The sequence below is a fragment of the Streptosporangium sp. NPDC023963 genome (assembly GCF_040639135.1).
Lineage (GTDB): Bacteria > Actinomycetota > Actinomycetes > Streptosporangiales > Streptosporangiaceae > Streptosporangium.
Genome location: NZ_JBEZZK010000003.1, coordinates 187,714 through 202,713 on the forward strand (window position 1 = coordinate 187,714; position 15,000 = coordinate 202,713).

Genomic DNA, 15,000 nt, shown 5'->3' on the forward strand with positions numbered 1-15,000 from the left:
GCCGTACGGCGTTCACCGGGAGTGCTCCGACAGCCTGCTGTGCCGGTAGCCGTACCCGAAGTAGATCAGGACCCCCAGCAGCATCCACGCCACGAACCTGAGCCAGGTCTCCACCGGGAGGTTGAGCATCAGGTAGAGGCAGGCGAGCACCGACAGGACCGGCACCAGCGGCACCAGCGGGGTGCGGAAGGAACGCGGCAGGTCGGGGCGGGTGCGGCGGAGGATGATCACCGCGATCGAGACCACCACGAACGCGAAGAGCGTGCCGATGTTGACCAGCTCGGCGATGGTGGACAGCGGCACCAGCCCGGCCAGGGCCGCGACGACGAGGCCCATCATGACGGTGATGAGGTACGGGGTCCGGTACTTGGGGTGCACCTTGGCCAGTCCGCGCGGCAGCAGGTTGTCGCGGCACATGGCGAACATCACCCGCGACATGCCCATCATGAGGATCATCACGACCGTCGTCAGGCCGGCCAGGGCCCCGATGCTGATCAGCGACGCGGCCCAGGTCTGGCCGACCGCCTTGAACGCGTCGGCCAGCGGCGCCGCCTCGCTGAGCTGACCGTAGGGCTGCATGCCCACAACGACGAGGGAGACCGCGACGTAGAGCACCGTGCAGATGCCGAGCGAGGCCAGGATGCCGATGGGCAGGTCCCGCTGCGGGTTGCGCGTCTCCTCGGCGGCGGTGGCGACCACGTCGAAGCCGATGTAGGCGAAGAACACGATGGCCGCGGCGCTGAAGATGCCCAGCACCCCGAACGCGACCGGGGTGATCCCGAACAGCACCTGGATCAGCGGCGCGGACAGCCCCTCCACCGCGGGGGTCGGCTTCGACGGCGGGATGAACGGGGAGAAGTTGGCGGCCCTGACGAAGAACAGCCCGGCCACGACGACCAGCAGGATGACTGCGAGCTTGATCGTGACGATGACCAGGTTGAACCGGGACGACAGCTTGATCCCGACGACCAGGACCGCGGTGAGGATCAGCACGATCAGCGCGGCGGGCAGGTTGAACGCCGCCCCCTCCCCCGCGATCGCGCCGGGCAGTGTTATCCCCAGCGACGCGAGCAGCGAGGTCAGGTATCCCGACCAGCCGACCGCGACGACCGCGGCGCCGAGCATCATCTCCAGCATCAGGTCCCAGCCGATGATCCAGGCGGGGAACTCGCCGAGGGTGGCGAAGGCGAAGGTGTAGGCGGACCCGGCCGCCGGGACGGTGGAGGCGAACTCGGCGTAGCAGAGCGCCGCCAGCGCGCAGACGATGCCCGCGACCACGAAGGACAGGGCGACCGCGGGCCCGGCCATCTCCCTGGCGACCCGGCCGGTGAGCACGAAGATGCCGGTGCCGATGACGACGCCGATGCCGAAGACTGTGAGGTCCAGCGCGCTGAGATCCTTGCGCAGCCGGTGTTCCGGTGCCTCGGTATCCGAGATCGACTGCTCCACCGACTTGACGCGCAAGACACTCATGGTCCCTCCTCGACCGTCGGCAGTGTGTTTCAGATCACATGCCCAACGGACGGGCCGCCGAACGGAGAACTCCTGGGTTGTTCGAGGGAACGGTGAACTCGGGGTTGTTTAGGGGGAGGTCCCCGATGCCGCCCGCCGCCCACGGCCGCGATCCTGGGGTCATGCTCCTGGACATGCTGCAGTCGTCGTCTCCTTACCTGGTCGGTTCGGTACTCCTCGCGGTGCTGGCGTTCGCCGGATCGCTGATCCCCGCTGTCGCGGCGATCCTCGCGGCGGGGGCGACGCTGGCGGATCCCCGGGGCGTCGCGGTGGTGGCGCTCGCCGGGTGCGCCGGGTGCGTCCTGTACGCGACCGGCGGCTGGCTCGTCGGCCGCCGGTACGGGTCGCGGCTGCGCCACGGCGGGGCCGGGCGCCGGATCGGCGAGCGGCGCTGGTCGCGGGCCGAACGGCTGGCCACGGCGACGGGCGCGGGAAGCGGCCCGGCGCTGGCGGCGGCCTTCTTCCTGCCTGTCGTCGGCTCGCTCACCCCGATCGCCGCCGGGGCGTCGAGCGTGCCGTACCCGCGCCTCATCCGCTGGGCCCTGGCGGGCGGCGCGGCCTGGGTGAGCGTCTACCTGTCGCTGGGCGCCCTGGCGGGCGAGGCCCTGCGCCAGAACCAGCACCTGCTGGTACCGATCCTCACGTGCGTGGCCGTCGTGGTCGCGGGCCTTCTCGTGATCAACCACCGCGCCCGCCCGCCCCGGGAGAGGGCGGGCACGGGCGACGCCGTCAGCGGGTCGGGTGGTTCTCCAGGGCCGGGGAGCGCTTCGCGATCGCCTCGGTGATCTGGCGGGCGATGTCCTGCGAGGTCAGGCCGATCTCGCCGAGGATCTTCGGGCGCTTGGCGTGGTCGAGGAAGCGCTGCGGGATGCCGTAGGTGCGGATCGGGACGTCCACGTCGGCGTCGCGCAGCATGCGGGCCACCGCGTCGCCGACCGCGCCCACCCGGCCGTTGTCCTCGACCACCACGACCAGCTTGTGGGCGCGGGCGGCCGGCACCAGGGCCTCGTCCAGGGGCTTGACCCAGCGCGGGTCCACCACCGTGGCGGAGATGCCCTGGGCGTCGAGCAGGTCGGCGGCCTCCAGGCACAGCCCGGCCATCGGTCCCACGGCCACGAGCAGCACGTCGGGATCGCCCGCGCGCAGCACGTCCATCTCGCCGAGACGGCCGACCGCCTCGATCTCGGCGGTCACCGCTCCCTTGGGGTAGCGCAGGACGGTCGGGCCGTCGTCGATCTCCACGGCCTCGGCCAGCAGCTCGCGCAGGCGAGGCTCGTCGCGGGGGACGGCCACCGACAGGCCGGGGACGACCTGCAGGATCGACAGGTCCCACATGCCGTTGTGGCTGGCGCCGTCGTCGCCGGTGACGCCCGCCCGGTCGAGCACGACCGTGACGGGGAGCCGGTGCAGGGCGACGTCCATCAGGAGCTGGTCGAAGGCGCGGTTGAGGAAGGTGGCGTAGACGGCCACCACCGGGTGCAGGCCGCCGAGCGCCAGACCGGCGGCGCTGGTCAGGGCGTGCTGCTCGGCGATGCCGACGTCGTAGAGGCGGTCGGGGTAGGCCTCGGAGAACGGGATCAGGCCGGTGGGGCCGAGCATCGCGGCGGTGATCGCCACGATGTCGCGCCGCTCGGCGCCCAGGCGCACCATCTCCTGGCCGAAGACGTTGGTCCAGCCGTGCGGCTTCGGCTTCTCCTCACCGGTCAGCGGGTCGAAGACGCCCGGCGAGTGGAAGCAGTCCTCGTCGTGGTTCTCCGCCGGGGAGTAGCCGAAGCCCTTCTTGGTGAGCACGTGCACGATGACCGGGCGGCGGAAGTCGCGGGCCCTGCGCAGCGCGGACTCCACGGCCTGCTCGTCGTGGCCGTCGACCAGCCCGATGTACTTCAGGCCGAGGTCCTCGAACATGACCTGCGGGGCCAGGACGTCCTTGAGGCCCTTCTTGACGCCGTGCAGGGCGTCGTAGACGGGGGCGCCGACCACCGGGACCTTGGTCAGGTTGCCCTTGACGAAGTCGAGCACGTCCTCGTAGCGCTGGTTCGTGCGCAGGGAGGCCAGGTGGGAGGCGAGCCCGCCGATGGTCGGCGAGTAGGAGCGGCCGTTGTCGTTGACCACGATGATCAGCGGCAGGTCCTTGCGCGCCGCGATGTTGTTGAGCGCCTCCCAGGCCATGCCGCCGGTGAGCGCCCCGTCCCCGATCACCGCGACGACCGTGCGGCCGGCCTCGCCGCGCAGCCTGTACGCCTTGGCCAGGCCGTCGGCGTACGACAGCGCGGTCGAGGCGTGGGAGTTCTCGATGATGTCGTGCTCGGACTCGGTCTGGCTCGGGTAGCCCGACAGGCCGCCCTCCTGGCGGAGCGTGTCGAACTGCCCGGCCCGGCCGGTGAGCATCTTGTGGACGTAGGCCTGGTGGCCGGTGTCCCACAGGATGGGGTCGCGTGGCGAGTCGAAGACCCGGTGCATCGCGATCGTCAGCTCGACGACGCCGAGGTTGGGGCCGAGGTGGCCGCCGCTGCGGGCGGTGGAGGAGATCAGGAGCTCCCTGATCTCGGCGGCGAGGACCGGTAGCTCGTCCACCGCCAAGCGCTTGAGGTCTCCTGGCCCCTTGACCGACTCCAGAAGATTTCCAGGCTGCCCGGTCCGCTCGCTCACGGAATCATCCTCTCTGTCCAGTCAACGTCACGACGAGTCTAGTTGCGATGAAGGACGCAACCCCCGGGAGCGGCGATTCTGCACGTTTTATCCACACTTGCAATAACCTTTGCCCCACCATGAAAACTCTCCCCTATAGGCAACTATCATCTCTTGTTGCCGCCTCGTTGACGTTTGCCCTGGTGACGGGCCTGAGCCCAGCCAGCGCGTCCGCCTCGCGGACCATCGCGCCCTCCGCCTCGCAGCAGGTCGCGCCGGTCACCGGGACGACGTCGGGTACGACCACCTCCCCGGGCTCCGCAGCCCTCGCCGCCCCTGCCGCCTCCGCCGGGAAGCAGGCACCCCCGCGCGGCCGGGCCGCCGCGACGGCCAGTCCCCTTTACCGCACCGGCACCCTGCCCACCATGCGCTGCCAGGCCGGACAGATCCGCGCGGGGAGCGCGGCCTCCTACCGGACCTTCGTCACCAAGCTCATCCGCTGCCTGAACCTTGCCTGGAAGACCCAGTTCAGGAAGACCAACCTGCCCTTCTCCCACCCGAAGCTGCGTTTCTCCACCGTCAAGGTGTCCACCCCCTGCGGCCGGTGGCCCACCAGCGCCGGGGGAATGTACTGCTCCAGCAACCGCACCATCTACATCGGTGTCACGCGGGACGTCCTGAAGAACGCCTTCGTGGCCAACCACGCCCAGTTCATCGCCCACGAGTACGGCCACCACGTGCAGCACCTCGCGGGCATCGTCAACTACTACAGCAACAGCATCTGGCGCGCCTCCGCGTCCACCAAGCTGGCCTTCTCCCGCCGCCTCGAACTGCAGGCCGACTGCCTGGCCTCCGCCTTCCTGCGCCAGGCCGCCGACGACCTGCCGCTCGAGGAGGCGCAGTGGGAGGCGATGGTCAGCTGGGTCAGCGCCAACGGGCACAAGAACTGGCCCAAGAACGACCACGGCAAGGGCCGCAGCCAGGCCTACTGGATGGAGCGCGGCTTCAACGCGGGCTCCCCGTCCGGCTGCAACACCTGGACGGCCCCGACCGGCCGGGTCGCCTGAGCCTCCCGACCCGTCGCCCGACCTCCGGCACGCCTCACGCCGCCTGACTTCCGATGCGAAACCGCGATATGCGGCCGCGCTTTCCAAGCGTGGCCGCATATCCGCTTTACCCCCTCTTTAACCTCCCCTAAGGTTGATGATCATGCGCATCCCCCTTATCGCACTGCTCTCCGGCGTGCTCGTGAGCACCCTCCTCGCCGGTACGGCGGGCGCCGCGGTCAGCACCGGCGAGCTCGCGCCGGTGCCCACGGGCAAAACCGCCCTGACCGCCAACCCGATCTACAAGACGGGCAGGCTCGAACCGGATGCCTGTCCGGAGCAGCCGGTCTACAACGACGACCTGGAGACCGCCGAGACCTATCTCAGCTTCGCTCTGGACTGTCTCAACGAGGGCTGGGAGTACCAGTTCTCCAAGACGAAGCTGCCGTTCTCCAAGCCCAAGTTCGTGATCACCACGCGCATCGGCGTCCAGACCGGCTGCGGCAAGTTCCCCAAGGGCGCCCAGGCGGTCTACTGCTCGCTGAACAAGAAGATCACCTTCTACCTCGACAAGGGGATCCTCTCCCAGGCGACCGAGCTGTTCCTGCTGCAGACCCTGGCCCACGAGTACGGTCACCACGTCCAGCAGCTCTCCGGGATCCTGCCCACGGTGTTCAAGCGGAAGTACAAGAACGACAAGCAGTACCTGCCCGAGCTGCGCAAGGTCGAGCTCCAGGCCGAGTGCCTGAGCGGCGCCTTCATCGGCAGCATCTGGCGTTCCCTCGGCCGTCGTGAGTCGGACTTCAGGTACGTCCTGAACGCCGCCTACAGCACGGCCAGCCACGGTACGACCAAGAGCATCGCCTACTGGGTGACCCGCGGCTTCCAGCAGGAGTCCCCCGGCGCCTGCAACACCTTCTCCGCTCCCAAGTCCAGGGTCACCTGACCCCCGATCCCCTGATCTCCGCGACCACCCGCCGCCGTCCCACGGACACGCGACGGGTGGTCGTTCTTTCCCACTCGGTGTAAGGCTTTTCCTCCACGGGGTGCGGACCTCATCTCCATGCCCACCCGGCCCGGACGATCTCCCCCGAAAACGCGACCACGAGTGGCGACGCAGCCATGACGTTCAGTAACCTGGCGACGCCGCCTGAACGACCCTCCCCGTGTGCGCCCTCCTCGCCACGGAACCAGGCCCGGTCCCCCGCTGGTCGACGGCAAGGAGAAAGACAGACATGAACACCGCAGACATTCGCCTGCGCGTCCTGGAAACGGACGTCGCCAAGCTCCGCCTGGCGAACGAGGAGAGCAAGATGATCGACACCGGGATCGTCGAGGTCCTGACCGACCTGCGAACGGAGGTGTCCGAGCTCCGCACGGAGGTGTCTGGATTCCGCACGGAGATGTCTGGATTCCGGACGGACATGGACAAACTCCGGGCCGGGCAGGACGAGCTTCGCGCCGAGATGCGAACCGGGCACGCCGAACTCCGCGAGGAGCTCTCCGTGGTCAAGCGCTCCGTCGGCAACCTGGAGCTCTCCATGAAGCGCGTCGAGGGTGACGTCGCCGAGCTCAAGGCCGGTCACATCGAGCTGCGCAACCTGGTCGCCGGTCTCGTGAAGTAACCACGCACCACTGCCGGCACCCACGCCTCCGGGTGCCGGCGGTACGACATCCCGCGGATCGCCACAGAACACCACAGAACACCGCGGCACACACAGAACAGCACGGCGCGCCGATCGCCCGAGAAGCCGGATCGGCCACGGACCGCGAGTCACCGCACATCAGAACGCCCCTCACCGCCGCCGATCGGCGCGGGAGGATCAGGAGCCCGCGCGGGCGAGGACCTCGAGAGGGTCGGCGAGGACCTGGGAGAAGGCCAGCTCGGCGGCGCCGACGAGAGTGGCGTCGTCGCCGAGGGCCGAGGTGCGCAGACGCAGTTGCTCGCGGCACGGGGGCAGGGCGTCGAGGGCGAGGCGGCTGCGGACCTGCGCGGCGGAACCGAGGTAGATCTCCCTGAGCGTGCCCCCGAAGACGACCATCTCGGGGTTGAACAAATTGACGAGGTTGGAGACGCCCAGGCCGAGCCAGTCGCCGACGCGGCTCAGGGCCGCCTGCGCGACGACGTCTCCCCGGTCGGCGGCGTCGACCGCCGCGCGGACGGCGTCCCTGCCGACCCGGGAGCCGAAGCGGCCCGCGGCCTCCAAGAGGGCGCGCTCCCCGACCTCCGCCTCCAGGCAGCCGTGCGAGCCGCACCCGCAGAGCCGTCCCTTGTCAGGGTTGACGATCATGTGTCCGACCTCGCCGCCGAAGCCCAGGTGACCGCCGAGCAACTGGCCGTTGACGATCACTCCCCCGCCGATGCCGACGTCGCCGTGGAGGTAGACGAGGTCGCGGCAGCCGACGCCGACGCCGCGGGTCTGCTCGGCGAGGGCGGCGAGGTTGGCGTCGTTGCCGACGGTGACCGGCAGGCCGAAGGCCAGCCGCCGGGTCATCTCGTCGGCGAACGGCACGTCGTCCACGGTGACCATGTTGGGCCCGAACCTGACGACCCCGTCGCCGCGTCCCACTCCCCCGGAGAAGGCCGCCGCCACCCCGACGCACACCGTGTCGGGCCGGGTCCTGCGGTGCATCTGCCGGGCGAAGGCGGCGAGCGGGCCGACGATCTCCTCCAGGGAGAAGTCTCCGCGCCGCCGTACCGTCTCGCGGCGGTCGAGGATGGTGCCGCCCAGGCCGACGCGGGCGGCGACCAGCCGGTCGACGCCCACGTCGAGGGCGAACACGTAGACTCGCGCCGACTCCGGGCGGACCACCAGGGACGGGCGCCCGGCCCTGCCCGTCTCCCTGGGGAGCTCCTCCCTGACCAGCCCCGCGGCGGTCAGGTCGGCGGTCAGCGCCATGATGGTGCTGCGGTTGAGGCCCATCCGGTTGGTGAGTTCCGCACGCGAGGTGGGGCCGCTCAGATGGACGTGCCGGAGCAGGGCCCCAAGGTTGTGACGCCTGATCTCCTCCTGGGAGGGGCCTGCCCGCATGACGTGATGTTCCTTCGGTGAATCGGATTCGCTGATCACCTTAGACCAGTGGCGGCCGCCCGCTTGCGGGACAGCGCGTCCACCATGGCGGCCAGCAACAGGACCGATCCGGTCACCATGAACTTCACTCCGGAGCTGTAGCCCATCAGGCCCATGCCGTTCTCGATGACCGCGACCACGGCGCCGCCGAGGATGGCGTCCAGCACCCGGCCCTTGCCGCCGAACAGGCTGGTGCCGCCGATGACGGCGGCGCCGACCGCGTAGAGCAGCACGTTGCTGCCGCCGGTGTTGGGGTCGACCGAGCTGGCCCGTGAGGCGGCGATGATGCCGCCGACCGCGGCCATGGAGGAACAGATCACGAAGGCGCTGATCTTCATCCGGTCGACGTTGATGCCCGCCCGGCGCGCGGCCTCGGCGTTGCCGCCGACCGCGTACAGGTGGCGCCCGTACGCCGTGCGGCGGAGCACGAACGTCAGGATCAGCAGCAGCACCACGATGATGGGCACCACCAGCGGCACGCCCGCCAGGGAGACGACGGCGACGTTGCGGCTGCGCTCGATGTTGAGGAAGTAGACGGCGAGGCCGCCGAGCAGCGCGAGGGCGCCGACCCTGACGGCGATCAGCGAGATCGGGTCGGAGGTGAGGCCGCGGGAGGCGCGCTTGCGGGCACGCAGCAGCTGGAGGCCGGCGTAGGCGGCGACGCCCACGACCAGCAGGATCCAGCCCAGCGTGGGCGGGAGGTTCTTGTTGGCGATCGACAGGATGGTCTCGTCGCGGATGGCGATGATGGTGCCGCCCTTGACGAGCAGCAGGACCAGGCCCTGGAAGGCGAGGAAGGCCGCGAGCGTCACCACGAACGACGGGATGCCGAGTTTCGCGACGATGGAGCCGATCGCGGTGCCGATCACCACGCCGGTGAGGATCGCCGCGCCCACGGCCACGTACCAGGGCAGCCCCTGGCTGCTGAGCATGATCGCGAGCACCGCGGCGCAGACGCCGCTGGCGAAGCCCGCCGACAGGTCGATCTCACCGAGGAGCAGCACGAAGACCAGGCCCATGGCGATCACGGTGACCGCGGCGCCCTGGGTGAACAGGTTGGCGAAGTTCCCCGCGGTCAGGAAGGAGGGACGCAGGATGGCGAAGATCGCGCAGAGCACCACGAGGCCGAACACCGCGGGCAGCGCGCCCATGTCGCCGCCGCGTACCCTCTCGGCGTAGCCGCGGACGTTGGTCCTGATCGAGGGTGCCTCGTGTACGGTCTTCGGCGAAATCGTGGCGGTCATACGGTGACTCCGTTGGTGAGGCCGAGGTCCCCGCTGCGGCCGGAGGTGATCAGTTCGACGACCTGCGCGTGGGTGACGTCCGAGGTCTTGACCTGGGCCGCCATCCGGCCGAGGTAGAGGGTGGCGATCCGGTCGGACACCGCGAAGACGTCGTTCATGTTGTGCGAGATCAGGACGACGGCCAGACCCTGGTCGGCCAGGCGCCGGACCAGTTCCAGTACCTGCGCCGTCTGGGCGACGCCGAGGGCGGCGGTCGGCTCGTCGAGGATGACGACCTTGCTGTTCCACAGCACGGCCTTGGCGATGGCCACCGTCTGGCGCTGGCCACCGGAGAGGCTGGCGACGAGCTGGCGGATGGACTTGACGGTCCTGACCGACAGGCTCTCCAGTGTCCTGGCCGCCATCTCCTCCATCGTGTCCTCGTCGAGGACGATGCCGCGCTTGTGCTCGCGGCCGAGGAACATGTTCTGGACGATGTCGAGGTTGTCGCAGAGCGCGAGGTCCTGGTAGACGATCTCGATGCCCAGGTCGGCCGCGTCGCGCGGGCTGCCGATCTGGACGGGCTTGCCGTCGAAGAAGTACTCGCCGGAGTCGATCGCGTGGATGCCTCCGACGCACTTGACGAGGGTGGACTTGCCTGCGCCGTTGTCGCCGACCAGCGCGGTCACCTCTCCGGCGTACGCGGAGAGGGAGACGTCGTGCAGGACCTGTACGGGACCGAAACTCTTGTCGATCCCGCGGAGTTCCAGTGCGGGGGTCATGGGGTTGTGCTCCCTGTGTTCATTTCGCGCGGCGAAGCTCGCGCGGCTCGGACGCCTGCGGGCGGCGTCCCGCCCTGTGACGCCGGGAGACGCCCACCTGCCGCGTCTCCCGGCGTCACAGGGTGAGGTGTGCCGCGATCGAGCGCGAGGGGGTGGCCGGCCGGGGGGAACGGCCGGCCGCCCCCTCCGCGCCTTACTGGATTCCGGCCTCGGTGCACTTGGCGGCGAACTCGCCGGTGCACAGCTCGTCCTTGGTCACGAAGCCGTCGGCGACGACGTCCTTGACGCTGTCGAAGAAGATCGGCTGCGGGTCGAGGAGGACGGAGGGCACGTCGGCGCCGCTCTCGGTGTCCTTGACCGTCCCGGTCGCCGCGGGCTTCTCGCCCTTGGCCAGGCCGATGGCGAGCGCGGCGGCCGCGTCGGCCTCCTTCTTGATCGCCTTGTAGACCGTCATGCACTGGTCGCCGGCGAGGATGTTCTGCAGGCCCTGCACGGTGGCGTCCTGGCCGGTGACCGGGACCTTGCCGTTCAGGTTGTTCTTCTTCAGGACCGAGATGGCGGCGTTGCCGAGACCGTCGTTGGCGGCCAGAACACCGGCGATCTTCGGCTGCTCGGTGAGCATCTGCTCGAAGATCGTGCCCGCCTGGGTGTTGTCCCATTCGGGGACGGACTGGTCCGGGCCCTTGACGTAGTCGCCGGAGTCGTACTTGGCCTTGAGCACGCCGTCGTAGCCGTTCTTGAACAGCGTGGCGTTGTTGTCGGTCGGCGAGCCGTTGAGCTCGGCGACGATCGGCTTCTCGGCCTTCTTGTCGGTCAGGCACTTCACCAGGCCCTCACCCTGCAGGGTGCCGACCTTGGTGTTGTCGAAGCTGACGTAGTACTGGGCACCGCCGTTGAGGGTGAGGCGGTCGTAGTCGATGGTGGCCACGCCCTGCGCCTTGGCCTTGTCGAGCACGGCCTTGCCGGTGCCGCTGTCGAGGTTGACGATCATCAGGACCGTGGCCCCGTTGGTGATCATCTGGTCGGCGATGGTCTGGAACTGGGTCTTGTCACCCTGGGCGTTCTGGATGTCGTAGGCGACACCCGCGGCCTTGAAGGCCTCCTCCAGATACTTGCGGTCCGCGGTCTCCCAGCGGGCGGAGGACTTGCTGTCGGGAAGGATGACGCCGACCTTGCCCGCGGCCGCCGCGCTCTCCGTGGGGGCGGCACCGCTCGAGGCGCTGGTCTCGGGGCTGTCGCTCCCGCAAGCGGTGAGGCCGAGGGTCATCGCCGCGGCGGCGGCGGTAAGGCTGAGGATCCCCTTGCGCATGGTGCACGGGTCCTTTCTTCGAAATTGGGGGGTACGGACGTGCGGCATGCCGAATTCGCGGGTACGGCTGTGCCGGATCTCGGCTCACCGTTCCGTTGAATGTTGTTTGCGGCAACGTATTCCGCCGTTGGCCTGGAGCGCCAGACCCTCCATAGGTAAAGTTTGTTGTGGCCGGTAACAATCCAGAAACGCGCCCTTAACCGTCCCGGGTCCGGACGGCCCTTTACCCTCCCGATGCCCTCGCGGTCACCGAGATCGCGGCTCTGATCTGCCCTTTTCCCGGCGCGGTGCGGCGTTCTCCCCGACCGTCCCCGCCCGCGGTGCGGCGTTCTCCCCGCCCGCGGTGCGGCGTTCTCCCCGCCCGCCCCCTGCCCCTTGCCCGGCGCCGCCCCCGGAAATCCTCGGGACTCTCCGGGACACCGGGACGCGCGAAAGTCTCCGGAAAGCACGGAACCGCCCGGCGGGATGGTGTCTCGCCGGGCGGTTCTCGTCTGGGGGTGTACCCCCATGCGGGCGGGGCTTACGTGCGGCCCCGCCCCCCTGCTCAGCTCTTGGCGAGCAGGGAGCGCAGGACGTACTGCATGATGCCCCCGTGCCGGTAGTAGTCGGCCTCTCCGGGGGTGTCGATGCGCACGACCGCCTGGAACTCCTTGCCGTCGGCCCTGACCGTCACGGTCTGCGGGACGCCGCCCTCGTTGAGGGCCTCGACGCCGACGACGTCGAAGGTCTCCTCGCCGGTCAGGCCGAGCGACCGCGCCGTCTCGCCCTCGGGGAACTGCAGCGGCAGCACGCCCATGCCGATGAGGTTGGAGCGGTGGATGCGCTCGTAGGACTCGGCGATGACGGCGCGCACGCCGAGCAGCGCGGTGCCCTTGGCCGCCCAGTCGCGAGAGGAGCCCGAGCCGTACTCCTTGCCGGCCAGCACCACGAGCGGGATGCCCGCGGCCTGGTAGTTGGCCGAGGCGTCGTAGATGAAGGACTGCGGCCCGCCGTCAAGGGTGAAGTCGCGGGTGTAGCCGCCCTCCACGCCGTCGAGCAGCAGGTTCCTCAGCCGGATGTTGGCGAAGGTGCCGCGGATCATGACCTCGTGGTTGCCCCGGCGCGAGCCGTAGGAGTTGAAGTCCTTGACCCCGACGCCGTTCTCCTTCAGGTAGTCGGCGGCGGGGGTGCCGACCTTGATGGCACCCGCCGGGGAGATGTGGTCGGTGGTGACCGAGTCGCCCAGCTTCGCGAGCACCCGGGCACCGGAGATGTCGGTCACCGGCTGCGGCTCCGGCGGCATGCCCTCGAAGTAGGGGGCCTTGCGGACGTAGGTCGAGTCCGGGTCCCACTCGAAGGTGTTGCCGGTCGGGATCGGCAGCGAGCGCCAGGTCTCGTCGCCCTTGAACACGTCGGCGTAGTCGTGCAGGAACATCTCCTGGTCGATCGAGGAGGCGACGACCGCCGCGATCTCCTCGGGCGCCGGCCAGATGTCGGCGAGGAACACCGGCTCGCCGTCCGAGCCCGTCCCCAGCGGCTCGTTGTTCAGGTCGAGGTCCATGGTGCCCGCGAGGGCGTAGGCGACGACCAGCGGCGGCGAGGCCAGGTAGTTCATCTTGACGTCGGGGTTGATCCGGCCCTCGAAGTTGCGGTTGCCCGACAGCACCGCGGTGACCGCGAGGTCGTTCTCCTGGATGGCGGCGGAGATCTCCTCCTGCAGCGGGCCCGAGTTGCCGATGCAGGTGGTGCAGCCGTAGCCGACCAGGTTGAAGCCGATCTTGTCGAGGTACGGCTGCAGGCCGGAGCGCTCGAAGTAGCCGGTGACCACCTGCGAGCCGGGGGCGAGCGAGGTCTTGACCCACGGCTTGCGGGTCAGGCCCTTCTCGACCGCGTTCCTGGCGAGCAGCGCGGCGCCCATCATGACGTACGGGTTGGAGGTGTTGGTGCAGCTGGTGATCGCGGCGATGGTGACCACGCCGTGGTCGATCTCGAAGTCGGTGCCGTCGGCCAGCGTGACCCGCACGACCTTGTGCGGGCGCTCGCCGTTGAGGCCGGCCGGGTGCGGCTTGTCGCCGTTGTCGTCGTGGGAGACCGCAGGGGAGTCGGAGGCCGGGAACGACTCGCCGGACGCCTCGTCGAGCGGGCCCTGCTCGCTCGACACGTAGTCCTTGACGGCCGCGCGCCAGGCGCTCTTGGCGTCCGACAGCGCGATGCGGTCCTGGGGCCGCTTGGGGCCGGCGATCGACGGGACGACCGTGGACAGGTCCAGCTCGATGTACTCGGAGAAGACCGGCTCCTCGGCCTCGGGGTCGAGCCACATGCCCTGAGCCTTGGCGTAGGCCTCGACCAGGGCGACCTGCTCGGCGGGGCGGCCGGTCAGCGTGAGGTACTCGGTCGTCTGGCCGTCGATCGGGAAGATCGCGCAGGTCGAGCCGAACTCGGGGCTCATGTTGCCGATCGTGGCCCGGTTGGCCAGCGGCACGCTGGAGACGCCGTCGCCGTAGAACTCCACGAACTTGCCGACGACGCCGTGCTTGCGGAGCATCTCGGTGATCGTGAGCACCAGGTCGGTGGCGGTGGCCCCGGCGGGGAGCTTGCCGGTCAGCTTGAAACCGACCACCCGCGGGATGAGCATGGAGATCGGCTGGCCGAGCATCGCGGCCTCGGCCTCGATGCCGCCGACGCCCCAGCCCAGGACGCCGATGCCGTTCTCCATGGTGGTGTGGGAGTCGGTGCCGACGCAGGTGTCCGGGTACGCCTTCCCGTCGCGGACCATCACGACGCGGGCCAGGTGCTCGATGTTGACCTGGTGCACGATGCCGGTGCCCGGCGGGACGACCTTGAACTCGTCGAAGGCGGTCTGGCCCCAGCGCAGGAACTGGTAGCGCTCGCGGTTGCGCTCGTACTCCCGGTCGACGTTGCGCTGGAAGGAGTCGGCGCCGCCGAAGAAGTCGACGATGACCGAGTGGTCGATGACCATCTCGGCCGGGGCGAGCGGGTTGATCCTGGCGGGGTCGCCGCCGAGGTCGCGGACGGCCTCGCGCATGGTGGCCAGGTCGACGACGCACGGGACGCCGGTGAAGTCCTGCATGATCACACGGGCCGGCGTGAACTGGATCTCCACGTTCGGGGCGGCCTTGGGGTCCCACTGGCCGATCGCGCGGATGTGGTCGGCGGTGATGTTCGCGCCGTCCTCCGTGCGGAGCAGGTTCTCCAGAAGGATCTTCAGGCTGTACGGGAGACGTCCCGACCCCTCCACGGCGTCCAGCCGGTAGATCTCGTACTCCGCGTCACCGACGCGGAGCGTGTCACGGCTGCCGAAGCTGTTCGCGGACACGGTTCGCCTCCCTCATCACCTGATGTCTGGCGCGCCGGCACATAGGGCGCGATTGAATCCTGCCGCACCGCCCGAGCGCCCCGGACTGTTAGGTCTGCCTAACTTCCAGGTCA

The 15,000-nt window shown here is 69.5% G+C and carries 11 protein-coding genes; 4 read left to right on the top strand and 7 right to left on the bottom strand.

The genetic code is table 11. The features are described 5' to 3' along the window. Positions 1 to 12: 12 nt before the first annotated feature. Positions 13 to 1,473, bottom strand: a complete 1,461-nt coding sequence (locus tag AB0F88_RS12140; RefSeq protein WP_362681165.1) for an amino acid permease — start codon at positions 1,471 to 1,473, stop codon at positions 13 to 15. A 161-nt stretch (positions 1,474 to 1,634) separates the two neighbouring features. On the opposite strand from AB0F88_RS12140, the gene AB0F88_RS12145 reads away from it, so the two are divergent. Beyond that, positions 1,635 to 2,297, top strand: coding sequence for a VTT domain-containing protein (locus tag AB0F88_RS12145; protein WP_362681168.1), 663 nt, complete (start codon positions 1,635 to 1,637; stop codon positions 2,295 to 2,297). Here AB0F88_RS12145 and dxs read toward each other — a convergent pair. After that, entirely contained in the window at positions 2,242 to 4,161 is a 1,920-nt protein-coding gene (gene dxs / locus AB0F88_RS12150; RefSeq protein WP_362681171.1) for a 1-deoxy-D-xylulose-5-phosphate synthase, read from the bottom strand. The genes AB0F88_RS12145 and dxs overlap by 56 nt on opposite strands. 182 nt (positions 4,162 to 4,343) lie before the next feature. On the opposite strand from dxs, the gene AB0F88_RS12155 reads away from it, so the two are divergent. The 3 genes from AB0F88_RS12155 to AB0F88_RS12165 all read left to right on the top strand — a co-directional run bounded on the left by AB0F88_RS12155 (position 4,344) and on the right by AB0F88_RS12165 (position 6,811). After that, positions 4,344 to 5,207, top strand: a complete 864-nt coding sequence (locus AB0F88_RS12155; RefSeq protein ID WP_362681174.1) for a neutral zinc metallopeptidase — start codon at positions 4,344 to 4,346, stop codon at positions 5,205 to 5,207. 142 nt (positions 5,208 to 5,349) lie between these two features. After that, positions 5,350 to 6,132 (top strand): neutral zinc metallopeptidase, encoded by a 783-nt coding sequence (locus AB0F88_RS12160; RefSeq protein ID WP_362681177.1) that lies wholly within the window; start codon positions 5,350 to 5,352, stop codon positions 6,130 to 6,132. A gap of 289 nt (positions 6,133 to 6,421) precedes the next feature. Beyond that, positions 6,422 to 6,811 carry a hypothetical protein gene (locus AB0F88_RS12165; protein WP_362681180.1) on the top strand — a complete coding sequence of 130 codons (390 nt, stop codon included), beginning with the start codon at positions 6,422 to 6,424 and terminating at the stop codon, positions 6,809 to 6,811. Positions 6,812 to 7,009: 198 nt separating this feature from the next. On the opposite strand, the gene AB0F88_RS12170 is transcribed toward AB0F88_RS12165, so the two are convergent. The 5 genes from AB0F88_RS12170 to acnA form a co-directional block, all read right to left on the bottom strand. Beyond that, positions 7,010 to 8,218 (bottom strand): ROK family transcriptional regulator, encoded by a 1,209-nt coding sequence (locus AB0F88_RS12170; protein ID WP_362681183.1) that lies wholly within the window; start codon positions 8,216 to 8,218, stop codon positions 7,010 to 7,012. Between the two features lie 35 nt (positions 8,219 to 8,253). Continuing rightward, positions 8,254 to 9,501 (bottom strand): ABC transporter permease, encoded by a 1,248-nt coding sequence (locus AB0F88_RS12175; protein WP_362681186.1) that lies wholly within the window; start codon positions 9,499 to 9,501, stop codon positions 8,254 to 8,256. Continuing rightward, positions 9,498 to 10,262: an ATP-binding cassette domain-containing protein gene (locus AB0F88_RS12180; RefSeq protein ID WP_362681189.1), complete on the bottom strand. Its 765-nt coding sequence runs from the start codon at positions 10,260 to 10,262 to the stop codon at positions 9,498 to 9,500. The genes AB0F88_RS12175 and AB0F88_RS12180 overlap by 4 nt, the downstream gene beginning before the upstream one ends. A gap of 193 nt (positions 10,263 to 10,455) precedes the next feature. Then, the gene (locus AB0F88_RS12185) at positions 10,456 to 11,571 is read right to left on the bottom strand and encodes a substrate-binding domain-containing protein (protein WP_362681192.1); all 1,116 of its coding nucleotides are present in this window, start codon (positions 11,569 to 11,571) and stop codon (positions 10,456 to 10,458) included. A gap of 544 nt (positions 11,572 to 12,115) precedes the next feature. Next, positions 12,116 to 14,887, bottom strand: coding sequence for an aconitate hydratase AcnA (gene acnA, locus AB0F88_RS12190; RefSeq protein WP_362681195.1), 2,772 nt, complete (start codon positions 14,885 to 14,887; stop codon positions 12,116 to 12,118). Positions 14,888 to 15,000 lie beyond the last annotated feature (113 nt).